This window comes from Streptomyces monomycini (genome assembly GCF_022271435.1).
Classification (GTDB): domain Bacteria; phylum Actinomycetota; class Actinomycetes; order Streptomycetales; family Streptomycetaceae; genus Streptomyces; species Streptomyces monomycini.
The window spans coordinates 134,652-152,622 of record NZ_JAFIQY010000013.1 but is presented as its reverse complement, the minus strand read 5'-3'; the positions used below and the strand labels follow the sequence as shown (position 1 = coordinate 152,622).

Below are 17,971 nucleotides of genomic sequence, written 5' to 3'. Positions count from 1 at the left end.
TGGCTGCCGGCCCGCGGACTGATTGCCGGGGCGCTGAGCACGCTGAAGCCGCGGTCGTCGTACTGCTGCTGGAGGTTTCGGCCGACGGGGGCGGGTTCACCGGTCAGGGGGCGCAGGGGATGTTGTACAGGCCGCGCTTTCGGACTCCTCGTTGTGGGGCCGCGTTTGTGGACGGGCTTCTTCGGGAGTCGCGGCATTCGTATGTGGGTTCTCTTCCGGCCGTCGCTCCTCCAGCGGCCAGAGTGGCCACGGTCGGAGCGTGCCGGTGCGCCATTCTCTGAGTAGTTGGTCGAAGATCGGGGTGCTTGTGGCTGGTGGTTGGTGGGGCTGGTGGGGCTGAGGGTTCTGTGCGCCGTTCATGTCCAGGGCCAACAGGGAGCCGGTGTCCCGGGTTGCGGTTCGCCACTGGGGCCGGGCCGAGAAGCCCCCGAGTCGGTGATGGGCAGAAGATACGTTCCCGCGCTCTGGTGGCGCGTTGCGTGTGAGCCGGACTAACCGCGGGCTGAGGGCGGCGGGCAGATGGGGTGCCAGGTCGTCGGTAATAACGTGGCTGTGTAATTGCTGTGTGGAGACTATCTCCTTTCTGTGAGGGATTGGTATCGGCCATGCTTTGTTCCGTCATTCGCGGAGGGGAGCGAAGGGAGGAGGTCGGAAAGTAGCAGGCTGTGGGCTGATCGGGTCTGGGTGCGGTGGCGGGCGCGGGTGGAGCGGGGAGCGGAAGTGCAGGTCGGATGTATGGCGTTGGGCGCCGGGGGCTTCGGGGGAAGCGTTCCTGCGGGGCGGGGATTTCTGGTGGTGGCAACCGGAGGGCTCGCTCCGCGGGGTTGACCGGAAAGGTGCTGGACGAAGCAGGATTCATCATTCCGCTTCTGTGGCTCATGTTTCTCTCATGTTCCCGTGTCACGGTGAGGTGGCGTGTTCGAGGCGGCATCGGAAACCACGTACGGCCGTGCCCTTTTCCTGTGGCGGGACATCCCGCTATTCCGGTGCCGTCGCCGCCGGTCATGCACTTCCCCCCCGAAAACCGGCCTCGGCGCAAGGCCGTCGACCTCCGAAGGTGCCGACCGCGGCGGCGCCTTCGGACGGTCGCGCCCGCGCCGGAAAGATCACCGTCGCCCTGCGGTGCCCCTGCCCCCTTCGCTTCCGGGAGAGACCACCATGTCCGCCACCACCTTCGTGGACCGGCCCGTCCTCGCTGAACGACCGCACGGCCGCTGGCAGTTCTGGCACACACCCGCGGGCCGGCCGCGCTGGGACCGGCCCGCCCTCCTGGGCATCGCCGCGCTCGCCGCGGTGCTGTACGCCTGGAACATCACCAGCAGCGACTACGCGGGTTATTACGCCGCCGCAGTCCGCAGCATGTCGGAGAGCTGGAAGGCGTTCCTCTTCACCGCCTTCGACCCGGCGTCCACCGTCACCCTGGACAAGATCGGCGGCTTCCTGTGGCCGCAGGCGCTGTCCGCGCGGATCTTCGGGTTCAGCAACTGGGCCCTGACGCTCCCGCAGTGCGTCGAGGGCGTCGTCTGCGTGCTGGTGATCCACCGCACGGTACGGCGCTGGCGCGGCCCGGCGGCCGGCCTGCTCGCCGCCGGAGCGCTGACCCTCACTCCGGTGGCGGCGTCGATGTTCGGGCACGCGCTGCTGGAGGCGCCGCTGACCATGTGCCTGGTGCTGGCCGCCGACCAGTGCGCGAAGGCGATGACAGAGGGGCGGTTGCGGCCCCTGTTGCTGGCGGCGGTCTGGGTGGGGGTGGCCTTCCAGGCGGCGATGATGCAGGCGTGGATCATCGTGCCGGCCCTCGCCGTCGCGTACTTCGTCGTGTCCCCGGCCGCGCTGCGCAAACGGCTCGGCCATCTGCTGACCGCGGGCGCGGTGCTGCTCGCCGTCTCGTTCTCCTGGGTCCTGCTGATGACCGTCGTCCCGAAGGACGCACGGCCGTACGTGGACGGGTCGCGCGACAACAGCGCCCTGTCGATGGTGTTCGGCTACAACGGCTTCGACCGGCTGAAGTCCGGATGGGATATCGATGCCGCCAACAGCACGCCTCCGGGGGCGGCCAAGGGAGCGTCCGGAGCGGGCGGCGGGGCCGGGGGCGGGGCTGATGAGGGGGGCGGGACGTCTTCCAAGACCTCGGCCAAGACCGGTTCTGGGCGGCACGCGCCCGCGCAGGCCGGTTCGGGGGCGAAATCCGCGCCCGGGACCAGCCTGGCGAAGGGTGGCGGGCAGGCCCAAGGCGGCGGTGGATCGCACGTGGCGGTGGGCGCACCCACCAGCGGCTGGCTCAAGCTCTTCCGCGCGCCTCTGGCCCAGCAGATCGGCTGGCTGTTCCCGCTGGCCCTGTCCGCTCTCGTGCTCGGCTTCGTCACCCGCCGCAAACAGCCCCGTACGGACCCGGTACGCGGCGGCTACCTGCTGTGGGGCGGCTGGCTGCTGACAGCGGTGGCGGTCATGAGCGCCATCAACGTCCCGCACGCCACGTACATGGCCGCCCTCGCTCCCGGCCTCGCCGCGCTGTCCGCCGCCGGAGTCGTCACGCTGTGGCGCGCCCATCGTCGGGAGATGGGAGTGCAGGGGGAGTGGGGAGAGCAGGGAGTGAAAGAGGAGCGGGGAGCGCAAGGGGAGCGGGGAGTGCCAGGAGAGATGGCAGAGCCGGGGGAACGGGTGGTGGGGCGTCCGGCGGCTGGGCGTCGCGTCGGGGGAGGCGTAGGGTCGGCCTTGCGTGCGTGGCTGCTTCCGGCCGTCGTCGCGGCACAAGCGGCATGGGCGGTGTATCTCGTCTCCAGTCACTCCGACTGGGTGCCGTGGCTGACCCCCGTCATCGTCGTGACGGCGCTCGCCGCCCTCGGCCTGTTTGCCTACGGCATTCTTCGCGCCCGGCGCGCTGACGACGGATCGCACGCCCGCGCGCAGCAGTACACCCGCGCCCGGCAGCGCGCCCGCGCCCGGCGCGTCGCCACCGCCGGACTGATCGCCGGCTGCGTCACGATGACGGCGGCCCCCGCCACCTGGTCGCTGTCCGTCCTGAATCCCCGGTACACCGGCTCCGCGCACTCGGCGTCCGCCGGTCCGCAGGACTTCACGCTCGGTACGCCCACCCGGCTGACGGACACCCAGCGCAAGATCCTCGACTACGTCGAGCGCCGCCGTGGCACCGCCGACTACGCCTTCTCCGCCGGACTGCTCACGGCAGAGCCGTACATCCGCCTCGGCGGGTCCGTCGTGCTGCCGCTCGGTGGCTTCGCGGCGGGGACCGAGCCGGTCACCCTCAGCGAGTACCAGCGGCTGGTGGCGGCCGGGAAACTGCGCTTCGCGCTCGTCGGCGCGGGGGACGACGTGGGGACCTCGGAGACGGCGCGGATCAGCCGGTGGGTCCGGTCGGCGTGCGAGAAGGTCGATCCGTCCGCGTACGGGGGCGAGACGCGCGCCGGAGGCGGAAGCGGGAGTGAGAGCGGAAGCGGAGGCGGGAACGGGCGACAAGGTGGCGCCGGGGCCAAAGCCGGAGGGGGCGCGGGTGCCGGTGCGGGTACCGGTGGCGGTTCCGGTGCCGGCCAGAGCCTCTACCGCTGCTCCGCCGCGAGCCCGCGCGGCTGACGGCGTATGCGGCTGACGGCCTGCGCGGCTGACGGCATCTCCCCTGACGGCACACGCCCCTGACGACACACGCCCCTGACAGCCCCCGGCGAGGAGGCGGCGGAGCGCCTCCGTGGTCCCTCTTCCGCCCCTCGCCGTCTATGACCCTCTTGGCCCGTCGTGCCCCTCTTGACCCGTGAGCGAGCGGGCCAGCACAGTACGGATGACCGTCTGGTCCGACCGGCCTCCTGACCCCGCGTCAGGGGAGGTGGAGGGTGCCGTGCACAGCAGCCCGAGCGTCGTGCCGTCCGGTCCGGGCATCGGCGCGACAGGGGCGGGCGGCGAGCCGTCGGGCGCGGGCCTCACCGACGCCGTAGCCGTGCCGCCGGTCGACGAAGCGGCCGCCGTGGCCCTCACACAGGCCCTGGTCCGGCTGCGGACCGTCAACGCCGCGGGCGCCACCAGCGTGGAGCAGCCCGCCGCCGACCTCCTCTCCCGGCTCTTCACCGACTTCGGCTGGCCGCACGACGTCGTCGAGGTCGCCCCCGGGCGGCCCAATGTCGTCGCGGTCGTCGAAGGCGGTGGCGGGCCGGGCCGCACGCTGATGTTCGAAGGGCACACGGACGTCGTGACGGAGGGCGACGCCGCCGCGTGGAGCGTCGACCCGTACGGCGCGGAGATCCGTGACGGACGGCTGTGGGGGCGTGGCGCCGCGGACATGAAGTCCGGGGTGGCGGCCATGATCTACGGGGTGCGGGCGCTCCAGCAGGCCGGTCCGTTCCCCGGCCGGGTCGTCGTCGGCGTGCTGTGCGACGAGGAGGGGCTGATGCTCGGCGCCAAGGCGTTCGCCGCCTCGCCGCCGGCCGCCGAGGTGGACGGCGTCGTCGTCTGCGAGCCGGAGGGGTACGAGGTGTGCGCCTCGGCCCGCGGCGGCATCCGCCTCCGGCTGGACCTGCACGGGGTGATGGCGCACGGCGCGATGCCCCAGGAGGGCCGCAATCCCCTCGTCGCGGGTGCCCGCATCGTCGCCGCGCTCGCGGAGACCGAGGAGTGGGCGGCCGGGCGGTACGGCACCCACCCGCACGCCGGGACGGTGACCGTCACCCCGACGGTGCTGCGCGCCGGTGACCCCGACCAGCTCAACGTCATCCCCGGCCACGGCGTGCTCGGCGTCGACGTACGGACCGTGCCCGGCACCGACCACGCCGAGATCGTCGAGCGGCTGCGGCGGACGGCCGTGGCCGCCGCGGCCGGCGTGGGCGTCACGGTCGAGCTGACCGTCGTCGACGACCGCCCGGCCGTCGAACTCCCCCTCGGCCACCCGCTCGTCCGGAGCGTGGTGGCCGGTCACCGGCGGGTGCACGGCGTCGAGCCGGCGTTCGGCGCGGTCCCCGGTACGACCGACGGGACGATCCTGACCCGCGACGCGGGCCTGCCGACCGTCGTCCACGGGCCGGGCGGCAAGTGGATCGCCCACCAGAAGGACGAGTACGTGGAGGTACGGGAGATCGCCGAGTACGCGCGGGTGTACGCGGTCGCGGCCCGGCACTTCCTCGACGGGAGCGACACCGGCCCCGCACCCGTCTCCGGAACCACCAGCTCCGAAGACGGTGAAGGCGCCAAAGTGGGCGAAAGTAGCGAAAGTAGCGAAAGTAGCGAAAGCGGCAAAGGCGGCGACACTGCATGAGGCCTCCCGCCGGCCGCGACGACGCGCCGCCCCTCCCACCCGTGCCCCCGGCCCGCCTCCCCGTAGGCGACAACTGGGTGCCCGCCCCGCGTACCGGGCCGGTGATCTTCCCGTACGACGGAGCGGAGTTCGCCATGGCGCCGGTGGGGGACACGGACCTCGCCCGGCGCGCCGTCGAGCACGCCGTGGCCGTCCGCCCCCGGGTCGCGAAGCTGACCTCACGCGTACGGCGTCAGGTGCTGGGCGGTGTGGCGGCGGACCTGGAGGACGTCGCCGGGCCGATGGAGGAGCTGCTCGTACGGGAGACAGGCAAGCCGCGTACCGACTGCCGTACCGAGGTACGGCGGGCCGTGGCCACCTGGCAGGCTGCCGCCGACGCAGTGGCGCACATCCACGGTGAGACGGTGCCGCTGGACCTGCTGCCCACGGGGGACGGCATGTTCGGGTTCTGGACCCGGCGCCCGGTCGGCGTCGTGGTCGGCATCGCGGGCTTCAACTACCCGATGATGCTGGCCTCCCACAAGATCGCCCCGGCGCTGGCGGCCGGCTGCCCGGTGATCGTCAAACCGGCCCCGGCCACCCCGCTGGCCACCCTGTGGCTGGTCCACCTCGTACGGGAACGCCTCACCGCGGCCGGCGCCCCCGCCGGCGCCGTCCAACTGGTCACCGGCGACGCCGAGGCCGGCCGCGCGCTGACCACGCACCCGGGGGTCGCCGCGGTCTCCTTCACCGGCTCCGCCGCCGTCGGTCACCGCATCGCCCGGGACGCCGCGCCCCGCAAGGTGGTGCTCGAACTCGGCTCCAACGCGGCGCTCGTGGTCGCCGCCGACGCGGACCTGGACGCCGCCGCGGACGCGGTGGCCCGCGGCGGCTACTACGCCTCCGGCCAGGCGTGCATCGCCGTGCAACGCGTGATCGCCGTCGCGGAGATCGCCGCCGACCTGGAGCGGCGGATCGCCGAACGGCTGCCCGGCATCGTCGTCGGCGACCCGCGCGAGGAGGACACCCGGGTCGCCGCCCTCATCGACGAGGCCGCCACCGAACGCGTGCTGACCTGGATCGACCAGGCCCGCGCCGCCGGGGCGCGGCTGGTGGCGGGCGGCACCCGCGTCGGCCGGTGCGTGGCACCGACCCTGCTGGCGGAAGTGCCGGACGGCCAGCCCGCCTGGGACGAGGAGATCTTCGGGCCGGTCGTCGCGCTGCGTACGGTCCCGGATCTGGACGCGGCCTACGACCTGGTCAACGCCGGGCGGTACGGGCTGCACGCGGCGGTCTTCACCCGCGGCCTGGACGCCGCCTTCCGGGCGCTGGACGCGCTCGACGTCGGCGGCGTGGTGATCAACGAGGTGCCGGGCTACCGCAGCGACGTGGCTCCGTACGGCGGCGTGAAGGACTCGGGGCTGGGGCGTGAGGGCCCGCGCTTCGCGATCGAGGAACTGACGGTGACGCGGATGGCGATGATCCGTCCGTGAGCGCCGCGGACGGCGACGGCACGGGCCCGTACCCCCTACGACCCCGGAGCACACCATGGACCAGGTGAGCGAGTACGCGAAGCTGTTCCGCCTGGACGGGCGGCGGGTCGCGGTCGTCGGCGGGGCCGGCGGCATCGGCCGGGAGGCGGTACGGGCGCTGGCCGCCCACGGGGCCGAGGTGATCGTCGCCGACCTGGACGCGGCCGGCGCCGCCCGCGCCGCGGAGGTCGCCGCGGCCGAGACACCGGCCCCCGGCAGCCGTACCGGTACGGCGACGGCCTGCGCCCTCGACGTGCTGGACGCGGACGCCGTACGGACCGCGGTGGCGGGGTGGGGCGCTCTGGACGGGCTGGTCGTCACCGTCGGCGTCAACGTGCGCAAACGGATCACCGACTACACCGCCGCCGAGTTCGACCGGGTGGTCTCCCTCAACCTGCGGGCCGTCTTCACCCTCGTACAGGCTGCCGCGCCCGCCATGGCGGAGCGCGGCCGGGGCAGCGTGGTCGGCCTGGCCTCGATGCGCGCCTTCCAGGTCGAGCCGGGGCAGAGCGTGTACGCGGCGTCCAAGGCGGGGCTGGTGCAGTTCCTGCGGACGGCCGCGGCGGAGTGGGGGCCACGCGGCGTCCGGTTCAACGCGGTGGCGCCCGGCGTGGTCCGTACGCCGCTGACCGACCAGATCGCCGCGGACCCGCAGTGGTACGACGCCTACGCGCAGGCGTCCGCGCTGGGGCGCTGGGCCCGCGTCGACGAGATCGCGGGTGCCGTCACCTATCTCGTCTCGGACGCGTCCACGTTCGTCACCGGCAGCGTTCTGGCGGTCGACGGCGGCTGGACGGCGGTCGACGGCCGGTACGAGCCGTCGCTCTGAGCCCCCGCCCGTACGGCCGCCTCGGTGTACCCACCGGGCCGGTGCACCCGCCGGCGTACCGGTACACGGAACACTCGGAACACGGACCCGGAACTCGGAACACGAACGCGGAACTCGGAACACGGACCCGGAACTCGGAACACGGACGCGGAACACGAAGCAAGAACACGGACTCCCCATGGAGATACATGCCACCCAACACCACCACCTTCCCCCTCCCCGGCCTCACCGCCCCCGTCGAGATCCGCGTCGACCGCTGGGGCGTGCCCCACCTCTACGCCGCCTCCCAGAACGACCTCTTCCTCGCGCAGGGCTTCAACGCCGCCCGGGACCGGCTCTTCCAGATCGACCTGTGGCGGCGCCGCGGACTCGGCCTGCTCTCCGAGGTGTTCGGGGAGAGCTGCCTCGAACACGACCGGGCGGCCCGGCTCTTCCTGTACCGCGGCGACATGGCCGCTGAATGGTCCGCCTACGCGCCCGGAACGGAGCGCATCGCCGCGGCCTTCGTGCGCGGTGTCAACGCGTACGTCGCGCTCTGCCGGGCCGATCCCACGCACCTGCCCCGCGAGTTCGCGCTGCTCGGTCACCAGCCCGCCTACTGGGACCCCGCAGATGTCGCCCGCATCCGCAGCCACGGCCTCTTCTACAACCTGGAGCAGGAGGTCGCCCGCGCGCTGACCTTGCGGGACCACGGCCCCGCGGTCGAGGACCTGCGCCGGGTACGGGAGCCCGCGCACGGCCTTCGTGTGCCGGAGGGTCTGGACCTGTCCGTCATTCCCGACGACGTGCTCCGCGTCTACCGGCTGGCCACCACACCGCCGTGGGAGAACGGCGGGCCGCCCCAAGGGCCGGACGGCAGCAACAACTGGGTGATCGCCCCGTCCCGTACCGCCACCGGCCGCCCGCTGCTCGCCAACGACCCGCACCGGGCCGTCACCCTCCCCGCGCTGCGCTACCTCGTGCACCTGTCGGCCCCCGGCATCGACGCGGTCGGCGCCGGGGAACCCGCGCTGCCCGGCATCTCCATCGGCCACAACGGCCGGATCGCCTTCGGGCTGACGATCTTCCCGATCGACCAGGAGGACCTGTACGTCTACCGCACCAACCCCGCCGACCCGCGGGAGTACCGGTACGACGGCCACTGGGAGCCGATGCGCCGCGTCACCGAGACGGTCCCGGTGCGCGATGCCGGGCAGCCGGCCACCGTGGACCTGTGGTTCACCCGGCACGGCCCGGTGATCCACGACGACCCGGAGCGCGGCACCGCGTTCGCGGTACGGGCGGCCTGGCTCGATCCCGGCATGGCCCCCTACCTGGGCAGCACCGGATACATGACGGCGGACGGCCCGGACGCCTTCGGCACCGCGATGGACCGGTGGGGCGCCCCCGGCGAGAACCAGGTGTACGCCGCGCCCGACGGGACCATCGGCTGGCAGCCCGCCGGCCGGGTCCCCGACCGCCCGAACTGGGACGGCACGCTGCCGGTGCCCGGCGACGGCCGCTACGAGTGGGCGGGCTGCCACCCCGTGGGCTCGCTGCCGTCCGTACGCGACCCCGCGCAGGGCTGGTTCGCCACGGCCAACCAGATGAACCTGCCGCCCGGCTACCCCAACGCCGACCGGACCGTCACCTACGACTGGCACGCGCCCGTCCGCCACGACCGGATCGCCGCGGAACTGGCCGCGCGCACCGGCTGGACCGTCGCCGACTGCGTACGCTTGCAGACCGACCACACCAGCCTCACCGCGCGCCGCGTCCAGCCGCTGCTGGCCGGCGTCGGCAGCGACGACCCGGACGTGGCATGGGCGCTGGAGCAGCTGCGCACCTGGGACGCCGACCTGGCGCCCGACTCCCTTCCCGCGGCGCTCTTCGAGGTCTGGTTCCGACGGCACCTGCGTCCGGCCGTACGGGAACGGGCACTGGCCCGCCTGCTGCCCCCGGAACGGCGGGCCGCCGCACTGGCCCGCGTCCTGCCGGTCGGCGACGCCGCCACCAGCGACCCCCGGGTGGACCTGGAGCTGCTGCTCACACCGGGGGACCGGCTCGGTCCCGACCCGGACGGCGCCCTGCGTACGGCCGTCCTCGAAACCCTCCCCGCCGCGCTCGCCGACCTCGGGCGGCTGCTCGGACCGGACCGCGCCCGCTGGACCTGGGGAGCGCTGCACCAGGCGGAACCCCGGCATCCGCTCGCCGCGTGGCTGGGGGAGCAGGCCCCGCTCTGGACCCGGGCCGGGCCCGCGCCGCGCGGCGGCAGCGGCGACACGGTCGATGCCACCGCGTACGGCACGGACTTCCGGCAGACCACCGGAGCGACCTTCCGGCTGGTGATCGACGTCGGCGACTGGGACGCCTCGGTGGCCATGAACGCGCCCGGCCAGTCCGGCGACCCGGACAGCCCGCACTACCGTGACCTCTTCGCGGACTGGGCGGCGGACGGCGCCTTTCCCCTCCTGTACAGCCGTGCCGGGATCGAACGGAACACCACCCACGTGATCATGCTGAGGCCGCCGGACGAGCCGGGTGAGGACACCCCGCCGGACCACCGTGATTCAGATCACGGGAATGGTGGTGTAACAAACCACCGGTAAGAGCGCGATGAATAAGGAGGTGCTCGCCGTGCACCGTGCCTATGTGTATCGAGAGGTTCCTCGTGTCACTCACCTCGCCCGTCATGCGACCGCAGGAGACAACCGAATCCCCGGCCCCGGAAGCCGTACCGTCCGACGGTACGGCCGTCGAGGCGGCGGGCGGATTCACCCTGTCCCACGGTGACGAGGGGGACGCGCCGGCGCAGCAGGTCGCCGGCGCCGGAGCCTCCGCCGACCCGGTCAAGGACTATCTGAAGCTGATCGGCAAGGTGCCGCTGCTCAACGCCGAGCAGGAGGTGGAGCTGGCCAAGCGCGTCGAGGCCGGGTTGTTCGCCCAGGAGAAGCTGGACACCGGCGAGCCCGCCGGGAAGCTCCGGCGCGAGCTGGAGATCCTGGTCGCGGACGGCGCCCGCGCCAAGGAGCACCTGGTCGAGGCCAACCTCCGGCTCGTCGTCTCGCTCGCCAAGCGCTACACCGGCCGCGGCATGCTCTTCCTGGACCTGATCCAGGAGGGCAACCTCGGTCTGATCCGCGCGGTCGAGAAGTTCGACTACGTCAAGGGATTCAAATTCTCGACGTACGCGACGTGGTGGATTCGCCAGGCCATCACCCGGGCGATGGCCGACCAGGCCCGGACGATCCGTATTCCCGTCCACATGGTGGAGATCATCAACAAGGTGGCGCGGATTCAGCGCCAGCTGCTCCAGGACACCGGCCGCGAACCCACTCCGGAAGAACTGGCCAAGGAACTCGACATGGCCCCGGAAAAGGTCATCGAAGTACAGAAATACGGCCGTGAACCGATATCCCTGCACACGCCGCTGGGTGAGGAGGGCGACAGTGAGTTCGGCGACCTGATCGAGGACACCGAGGCGGTCGTCCCGGCGGAGGCCGTCGGTTTCTCCTTCCTCCAGGAGCAGCTGCGCTCCATCCTGGAGACCCTGGCCGACCGCGAGGCCGGTGTCGTCTCCATGCGCTACGGCCTCAAGGACGGGCAGCCGAAGACGCTCGACGAGATCGGCAAGGTCTACGGCGTCACGCGTGAGCGGATCCGTCAGATCGAGAACAAGACCATGTCGAAGCTCCGTCACCCGTCGCGGTCCCAGTTGCTGCGCGACTACCTGGACTAGGGAGCCGGTATCCGGACCAGGGGAGCCCGTACCCGGACCAGAGGAGCCGTAGGGCGCGCGGGAGCGGAGCGTCGGACGCGTCGGACGGCTCGCTGGGAGCGGCGCAGGGGGCGCGCGGCCCGCTCAATGCGCCCTCCGCCGGCCGGTGACCGGCCGGCGGACCGCTGCTAGCCTCGCAGGCAGCGGCTCGCGGGGGACGGGGGTCCGGGATGAGGTCCGCAGCAGCGAAAGCCGGTCGTGCCACCGTGACGGCGGTGCTGATCCTTGTCGCCACCACCACGGCTTGTGGCCGGTCCGCCGGGCCAGGGCCCGGCGGCGTTCCGCCCGGTGCGGGGTCCGGCGGCGCCGTGTCGTCGGTGTCCGGGAGCGGCGCGGCGGACGGCGGGGCGTCAGGGGCGCAGGGGCCGAGCTCGGGTGGGCCCGGCGGCCGGGACGGCTCGTACGGCGCCGGAGACGGTTCGCACGGTGCCGGTGAGGGCTCGGCCGCGTACAGCCAGGGTGGTGACCCGGTCGCACCGGTGTCACAGCCGCCGGAGGACACCGGCGTCCCGGAGACGTACGGCGTCGGCGACACGCCCAGCCAAGGCCACGAGTCGCCCGCGCCGTCGTGCACCGACTCCGCTGGCCGGAAGATCTCGTGCCGGGCGGACGATTCCTCCCCGCCGACGGAGGAGAGCGCCCCCAGCCCTTCGCGGACGGACACCGGGCAGTACGGGCGGAACTGGGGCGGCGGCCCGACCGGCGAGACCCGGCAGTCCCCGCGGTCGGCGGACAGCGGGAACACCCGGCCCGGCCCCAGCCCGGCCGCCACCGACGTGCCCTGATCCGGCGATGGGCGCCCCACCTGCCGTACCGGACGATCCGGCCGCCGCGGCCCGCGTCCGTGCCCGCGTCCGTGCCCGGCGCCGCAGACAGCTCCGCCGTGCTGCCCCGCCCTCCCGCGCCTCTGGTTCCGATGGTTCCGACACGCCGCCGCAGCCCGGTCAGCGGTTCGAGTGGGCCAACACCGTCCTGGGCGCCGGATCGCTCGTCGGCGGCCTGATGTTCTACGCGGGCGTCATGCACAGCAGCGCCTACTTCGCCTACTTCCACGTCCGAGCGTCGATCCTCGGCTTCGGCTTCCCCCAGATGATCATCTGGAGCCTGCGCCTGGTGACCCTGCCGGTCCTCGTCAGCCTCGCCCTCCTGGCCGTGACGCCGCGCCTGCCGGAACTGCTCGTCTCGCTCCGTGTCCCGTACCGCGTCACCCTCGGGATGCGCCGCGCGGGCCGGGCCGTCGCCCGCCAGTACGTACTGTTCGTGGCCGCCGGTGTCGTGCTGATGCTGCTGTGGCAGCGCATCCAGCCGTACGGGTGGGCGGCGCCGCTGCTGGTGGCCACCGGCCTCGTACTGGGCCAGAGCGACGCGGCGAACCCCGTACGCCCGCCGCGTGGCCTGTGGCGCAGGGGCTTTCCCATCGCGGCGGCGGCGCTGTTCCTCGTATGGGTGATCGCCCTGGTCGCGGGCCGACTGGGTACGCAGGACGCCCGGTCGACCGCCGCCCACCTCGTCCGCCGTCCCGCCGTCGTCGTGCTGAGCGTCGAGCGCCTCAGCCTGTCCGGCCCCGGCCTGGTGACCGAGACCCTTCCGGGCATGCACTACCGCTACCGCTACACCGGGTTGCGCCTGATCCTGGAGCGCGACCGCCGCTACTACGTCCTCCCCGTCGGCTGGCGCGCCCGTACCGACCCCGCCTTCGTCATCGAGGACGACGACACGATCCTGGTCCAGCTCATGCCGGGCACCCAGCCCCGGGACGGGACGGACACGCGGTGAGAGGCCGGTGCCCCGCGGAGCCGCCCAATTCTGGTCCAGCGTGCAACCATCTTGCATCCGCGCCGGTCTGGCCTCGTATGAACGGATCGATGACCGGGACACGGTCGCAGCGCGTGGCGGGGACCGCCGCGGCCGTGGTGCTGGTGACGCTGGCCGTGACGGTGACGGCCGGCGGCAAGGCTCCGGTGGCCGCGGTCGCGGACGAAGCGCCCGCCGCGGGGCCGCGGCTGACGCTCACCGGCATGACGGACACCTACTCCGTCCCCCCGTACCGCCTCCCGCTCCGGGACCACCTTCCCGAGGAGTACCGGATCACCCTGGAGGTCCGGGAGGCGCGCGTCGTCAAGGATGTCGAGGTACGGATCGACCTGCCCGTCCTCGCGGGCCGGGCGGACATCACCCGGGTCGACGAGGGGCACCGGTGCGCTGTGGCGGGCCAGGTCATGACCTGTGCGCTGGGGGACGTCGAACGGGGCGTGGCCTTCACCCCGTTCGCCCTCACCCCGCGGCAGGGGGCCGCCCCGGGACCGGCCGGAGCCCTGACGATCACCGTGACCAGCGCCGACACGCCCACCGTCCGGCACACCACCCGGGTGGTCGTCGGCGCGCCCGCGGCACAGCCCGCGAGCGCCCCCGCCGGGCGGGAGTGAAGCCCGTCCGACGGCGTTCCGCTGCGCGGCCGTTGGCCGTACCGTTCGGTGCGTTACGTGAGACCCCGCACCGAACGGTGCGCCCGGCAGACGACCGCAGGAGGACATGTGACCAGCGCAGTCGAGCACAGCTCCGTCGAGGTGAACGGCGTCCGGCTGCACATCGCCGAACAGGGGGAGGGGCCCCTGGTCCTGCTTCTGCACGGCTTCCCGGAGTGCTGGTACTCCTGGCGCCACCAGTTCGCGCCGCTGGCGGCGGCCGGATACCGGGTCGTGGCACCGGACCAGCGCGGGTACGCGCGCAGCGACCAGCCGGCCGACATCGCCTCGTACACCATGCTGCACCTGACCGGTGACGTGATCGGACTGATCCACGCGCTGGAGGAGGAACAGGCGGTCGTCGTCGGCCACGACTGGGGCGCCCCGGTGGCCTGGACGACGGCGCTGCTGCGTCCGGACGTGGTGCGCGGTGTCGTCGGGCTGAGCGTGCCGCCCGCGCCGCGCTCTCCCGTGGCGCCCCTGGCCCGCCTGCGGGAACTCCTCGGGGACGGCTTCTACCAGGTCTACTTCCAGGAACCGGGCGTCGCCGACGCCGAGCTGGCCCAGAACCCGGCCGCCACCTTCCGCGCCATACTGTCCAACGGCTCCGGCGACAGCCCGTTCACCGACCCGCCGCGCCCGTGGGTCGTTCCGGAGGGCGCCAAGCTGCTGGACACGATGGAGGAGCCGGCGGAACTGCCCGGCTGGCTGACCGAGGAGGACATCCAGACCTTCGTCGGCGAGTACGCCCGGCACGGCGCCCGTGCCTTCACCGGCGGCCTGAACTGGTACCGCAACATCGACCGCAGCTGGGAACTGCTCGCGCCGTTCCAGGGCCGCGGCCTCGACGTCCCCGCCCTGTACATGGCGGGCGACCGCGACCTGGTCCGCGCCTTCCCGGGCGTCGACCAGCTGCTGCCCGCCCTGGAACGGGCGATGCCGAACCTGCGGCAGGCCCCGGCCCTGCCCGGCTGCGGCCACTGGACGCAGCAGGAGCGGCCGGCGGAGGTCACTGCCGCGCTGCTGGAGTTCCTGGCGGAACTGCCCGCGGCGAAGTGAGGGGGAGCGGTTCGGCGCACGCTCTTTCCGGGCGTGCGCCGGTCGCTCGTTGTTCCGGGCATGCGCCGGCCGCTCGTTCCACCTGGCCGTACGCCGCCCCGAACCCCCGCGTCAGACGAGCCCGGCCAGCACCCGTGCGAACTCGGCCGGCCGGCTGAAGTATCCGACGTGCGACGCGGCCAGATCGTGCACGTCGAACGGGTTGTCCGGCGTCAGCGCGTCGGCCTGGGCGATCATGCGGTCCTGGACGGTGAGCGGAATGCTGCGGTCCGCGGTGAGCCGCAGGAAGGAGTGCGGCACCCGGCCCCACCGGTCGGCGCGCACCACACAGCCGGGAGCCACCACCGCGTAACCCTCGTCCGGGTCCATCGAGTCCAGCAGCGCCCGGAACAGGTCGTCCGTGGCGTCCGCCATGATCGCGGCCTTCAGCCGCGCGAACAGTTCCGGGTCGTCCTGCGCGGCCCGCCAGTTCAGCCGGGCGAAGCCGTTGGCCTGCGTGCCGGGCAGCTCGATCCGCGCGGCGGCGGCGTCGAGCAGGTTCTCCTCGCCCTCGGGCACGTCCCACGCCTCGGTGAGCATCCGGGTGTCGCTGAGGCAGGTCGCGGAGATGTAGACGATACGGGCGAGCAGCTCCGGTACGGCGTTGCCGACGGCGCTGATCGTGACGCCGCCGAGGCTGTTGCCCGCGAGGATCACCGGGCCGTGCTCGGCGAGCCGCTGGACGACACCGACCACGTGCCGGACGTTGTCCTCCAGCGTGACGCCACGCATCGGCGACGGCTCGGCCGCCAGAGCGCCGGTGTCCTGCCGCGCGCTGTAGTAGGCGGCGGGGCGGCGGGCCCCGACACCGTGCCCGGGCAGGTCGACTGCGTACGAGCGGTGGCCGAGCAGGGCCAGTTCGTTGCGGAGCGGGCCCCACGCCTGCGCGTTGCTGGAACCGCCGTGCACGAAGAGGAAGGTGGGGCGGGCAGAGACGTGCCCGGGAGAGTGTGTGGAAGGCATGGCTGTGCGTCCTCGTCATCAGAGGGGGAAAGGCGGTCGCGCGTACGGAGGCCGCCGCCGGTGCGGACCGGCGGCGGCCTCAGCCGTTGGAACGGGTGCGCGAGAGCTGCACCTTGATGACGAAACCCATGGGGCACACGGTAACCAGCCGTATCGGCCGGTGCACGGGAATTACGGACGGGGACCGACGCCGTATGACCGGCCCGGCCCCGGGCCGGTCCAGACCAGTCCCGGTCCAGACCAGTCCCGGTCCAGACCAGTCCCGGTCCGGGCCGGCCCGGACCGGAACCCCCGTACCGCTACACCGCGGCCCCCGCCTCCTCCGCCGTGTCCCGCGTCCGCTCGTTGAGCTTGCTGTGCCGCCGGCCGTAGCCGAAGTACAGCGCGAGGCCGACCGCGAGCCAGACCAGGAAGCCGACCCAGGTGATGAGCTGGAGGTTGAGCATCAGGTACAGGCAGCACAGCAGCGAGACCAGCGGGATGAACGGCACCCACGGCGTACGGAACGCGCGGGGCAGGTCGGGGGCCGTGCGCCGCATGATCAGGACACTGGCGGACACCGCCGCGAAGGCGAACAACGTGCCGATGTTGACCATTTCGGCGAGCAGGTCGAACTTCAGGAACGCCGCCAGCGCCGCCATGATCACGGCGAGCACGACCAGATTGGCTTTCGGGGTGCCGTGCCGCGGGTCCACCTTGCACAGCGCCTTCGGCAGCAGCCCGTCCCGGGCCATCGCGAAGATGACGCGGCTCTGCGACCGGAAACAGATCAGACTCACCGCCGCGAGGCCGACCACCGCGCCGAGACTGATGACCGTGGCGAAGAAGGGATGGCCCTTCGCGGTGAAGGCGTCGGCCAGCGGAGCCTTGACCGACAACTGCGAATAGTGCTGCATTCCGGTGACCACCAGGCACACCGCCACGTACAGCACGGTGACGATGATCAGCGAGGCGATGATGCCGATGGGCAGATCGCGCTGCGGGCGGCGGGTCTCCTCGGCGGAGGTCGCCACCATGTCGAAACCGATGTAGGCGAAGAAGACCATGGCGGCGGCGCTGAGAATTCCCGCGACACCGAATGCCGTCGGGGTGATGCCCGTCAAAAGCTGCAACAGCGGAGCCTGCAGTCCGGACACCTTGGCGGTGTGCTGCGCCTCGGGCACGAAGGGCTGGTAATTCGCGGTGTCGATGAAGAACAGCCCGGCGACGATGACCAGCAGCACGATCGCCAGCTTGATGCCTACCAGCACGTTGGTGACGCCCTTGGACAGCTTTCCGCCGACGACGAGCACCACGCCCAGGACGAGCACGAGAAGCGCCGCGGGAAGATTCACCACGGCGTCGTCGCCCCCGCTCAGCGCGGCGGGAAGGTGCAGGCCCAGGCTGTTGAGCATGGATTGCAGATAACCGGACCAGCCGACCGCCACCACCGCGGTGGCCAGGGTCAGTTCCAGGCTCAGCGCCCAGCCGATGATCCAGGCCGGCAGTTCGCCGAGCGAGGTGTACGAATACGAGTACGCGGAGCCCGCGACCGGGACCGAGGAGGCGAATTCGGCGTAGCACAGCGCGGCGCAGGCGCAGACCGCGGCGGCGACGACGAAGGAGAGCGCCACGGCCGGCCCGGCCATGTTCCGGGCCACCGTACCGGTCAGCACGAAGATTCCGGTGCCGAGAATGACACCGACCCCGAGGATGGTCAGATCGAGCGCGGAAAGATCCCGGCGAAGTTGTTGTTCGCCCTCTCCACGAGCCTCCTTGACGGCTCGCTCCAAAGGCTTTTTGCGCAGCAGACTCACGGTGGGTGTTCCGAACTCTCTCAGGGGTACGGGAAACGGACGTACGCGTTCCCGGTCGGAGTCTCCGTCAGGCGTCCGCGTCCTCGCAACGTAACGCTCCGGCATCTCAAATACTGGGACCGGCGCCGGGACGCGGCGCACCGCGTGCGGGAATGGGTCCGGCCCGGCGCGGCCCGGTGCGGGCGTGTCCCGGACAGTTGTTTCCGTTCGTCCGCCGTGCCCGTCGGCTACAGTGGAGGACATGGCTTCCTGGTACTACTTCATCTGAGACCGGGCGTGACCGCGGGCGGCTGAG

Annotated in this window: 11 protein-coding genes and 1 pseudogene; 10 read left to right on the top strand and 2 right to left on the bottom strand. The window is 72.5% G+C overall.

Annotated features, from left to right (window positions below; genetic code table 11):
- The first annotated feature begins 1,158 nt into the window (after positions 1 to 1,158).
- The 10 genes and pseudogenes from JXZ78_RS17635 (at position 1,159) to JXZ78_RS17590 (ending at position 14,878) form a co-directional block, all read left to right on the top strand.
- The gene (locus JXZ78_RS17635) at positions 1,159 to 3,591 is read left to right on the top strand and encodes an ArnT family glycosyltransferase (protein ID WP_238783188.1); all 2,433 of its coding nucleotides are present in this window, start codon (positions 1,159 to 1,161) and stop codon (positions 3,589 to 3,591) included.
- Between the two features lie 259 nt (positions 3,592 to 3,850).
- Positions 3,851 to 5,257, top strand: a complete 1,407-nt coding sequence (locus JXZ78_RS17630; RefSeq protein ID WP_238783187.1) for a M20 family metallopeptidase — start codon at positions 3,851 to 3,853, stop codon at positions 5,255 to 5,257.
- On the top strand, positions 5,254 to 6,729 hold the full coding sequence (locus JXZ78_RS17625) for an aldehyde dehydrogenase family protein (protein ID WP_238783186.1): 1,476 nt from the start codon (positions 5,254 to 5,256) through the stop codon (positions 6,727 to 6,729). Before JXZ78_RS17630 ends, JXZ78_RS17625 begins: the two co-directional genes overlap by 4 nt.
- Before the next feature lie 55 nt (positions 6,730 to 6,784).
- The gene (locus tag JXZ78_RS17620; protein WP_030021869.1) at positions 6,785 to 7,597 is read left to right on the top strand and encodes an SDR family NAD(P)-dependent oxidoreductase; all 813 of its coding nucleotides are present in this window, start codon (positions 6,785 to 6,787) and stop codon (positions 7,595 to 7,597) included.
- A 188-nt stretch (positions 7,598 to 7,785) separates the two neighbouring features.
- Positions 7,786 to 10,185, top strand: coding sequence for a penicillin acylase family protein (locus JXZ78_RS17615; RefSeq protein WP_078624452.1), 2,400 nt, complete (start codon positions 7,786 to 7,788; stop codon positions 10,183 to 10,185).
- A 140-nt stretch (positions 10,186 to 10,325) separates the two neighbouring features.
- Positions 10,326 to 11,315 (top strand): annotated as a pseudogene (locus JXZ78_RS17610) (RNA polymerase sigma factor); the annotation flags it as partial.
- Between the two features lie 254 nt (positions 11,316 to 11,569).
- Complete coding sequence (locus JXZ78_RS17605; RefSeq protein ID WP_238783185.1) at positions 11,570 to 12,139, top strand: hypothetical protein; 570 nt, start codon at positions 11,570 to 11,572, stop codon at positions 12,137 to 12,139.
- Between the two features lie 7 nt (positions 12,140 to 12,146).
- On the top strand, positions 12,147 to 13,130 hold the full coding sequence (locus tag JXZ78_RS17600) for a hypothetical protein (RefSeq protein WP_030021865.1): 984 nt from the start codon (positions 12,147 to 12,149) through the stop codon (positions 13,128 to 13,130).
- A gap of 89 nt (positions 13,131 to 13,219) precedes the next feature.
- Positions 13,220 to 13,780: a hypothetical protein gene (locus JXZ78_RS17595; protein WP_030021864.1), complete on the top strand. Its 561-nt coding sequence runs from the start codon at positions 13,220 to 13,222 to the stop codon at positions 13,778 to 13,780.
- A 108-nt stretch (positions 13,781 to 13,888) separates the two neighbouring features.
- Entirely contained in the window at positions 13,889 to 14,878 is a 990-nt protein-coding gene (locus JXZ78_RS17590) for an alpha/beta fold hydrolase (RefSeq protein ID WP_030021863.1), read from the top strand.
- A gap of 111 nt (positions 14,879 to 14,989) precedes the next feature.
- On the opposite strand, the gene JXZ78_RS17585 is transcribed toward JXZ78_RS17590, so the two are convergent.
- Entirely contained in the window at positions 14,990 to 15,880 is an 891-nt protein-coding gene (locus JXZ78_RS17585) for an alpha/beta fold hydrolase (RefSeq protein ID WP_030021862.1), read from the bottom strand.
- A gap of 299 nt (positions 15,881 to 16,179) precedes the next feature.
- Positions 16,180 to 17,652, bottom strand: coding sequence for an amino acid permease (locus JXZ78_RS17580; protein WP_078624450.1), 1,473 nt, complete (start codon positions 17,650 to 17,652; stop codon positions 16,180 to 16,182).
- Positions 17,653 to 17,971 lie beyond the last annotated feature (319 nt).

Coding starts and splice junctions, on each gene's coding strand:
- JXZ78_RS17620 (WP_030021869.1), top strand. CDS start 6,785: ATGGACCAGGTGAGCGAGTACGCGAAGCTGTTCCGCCTGGACGGGCGG.
- JXZ78_RS17600 (WP_030021865.1), top strand. CDS start 12,147: ATGGGCGCCCCACCTGCCGTACCGGACGATCCGGCCGCCGCGGCCCGC.
- JXZ78_RS17595 (WP_030021864.1), top strand. CDS start 13,220: ATGACCGGGACACGGTCGCAGCGCGTGGCGGGGACCGCCGCGGCCGTG.
- JXZ78_RS17635 (WP_238783188.1), top strand. CDS start 1,159: ATGTCCGCCACCACCTTCGTGGACCGGCCCGTCCTCGCTGAACGACCG.
- JXZ78_RS17625 (WP_238783186.1), top strand. CDS start 5,254: ATGAGGCCTCCCGCCGGCCGCGACGACGCGCCGCCCCTCCCACCCGTG.
- JXZ78_RS17615 (WP_078624452.1), top strand. CDS start 7,786: ATGCCACCCAACACCACCACCTTCCCCCTCCCCGGCCTCACCGCCCCC.
- JXZ78_RS17585 (WP_030021862.1), bottom strand. CDS start 15,880: ATGCCTTCCACACACTCTCCCGGGCACGTCTCTGCCCGCCCCACCTTC.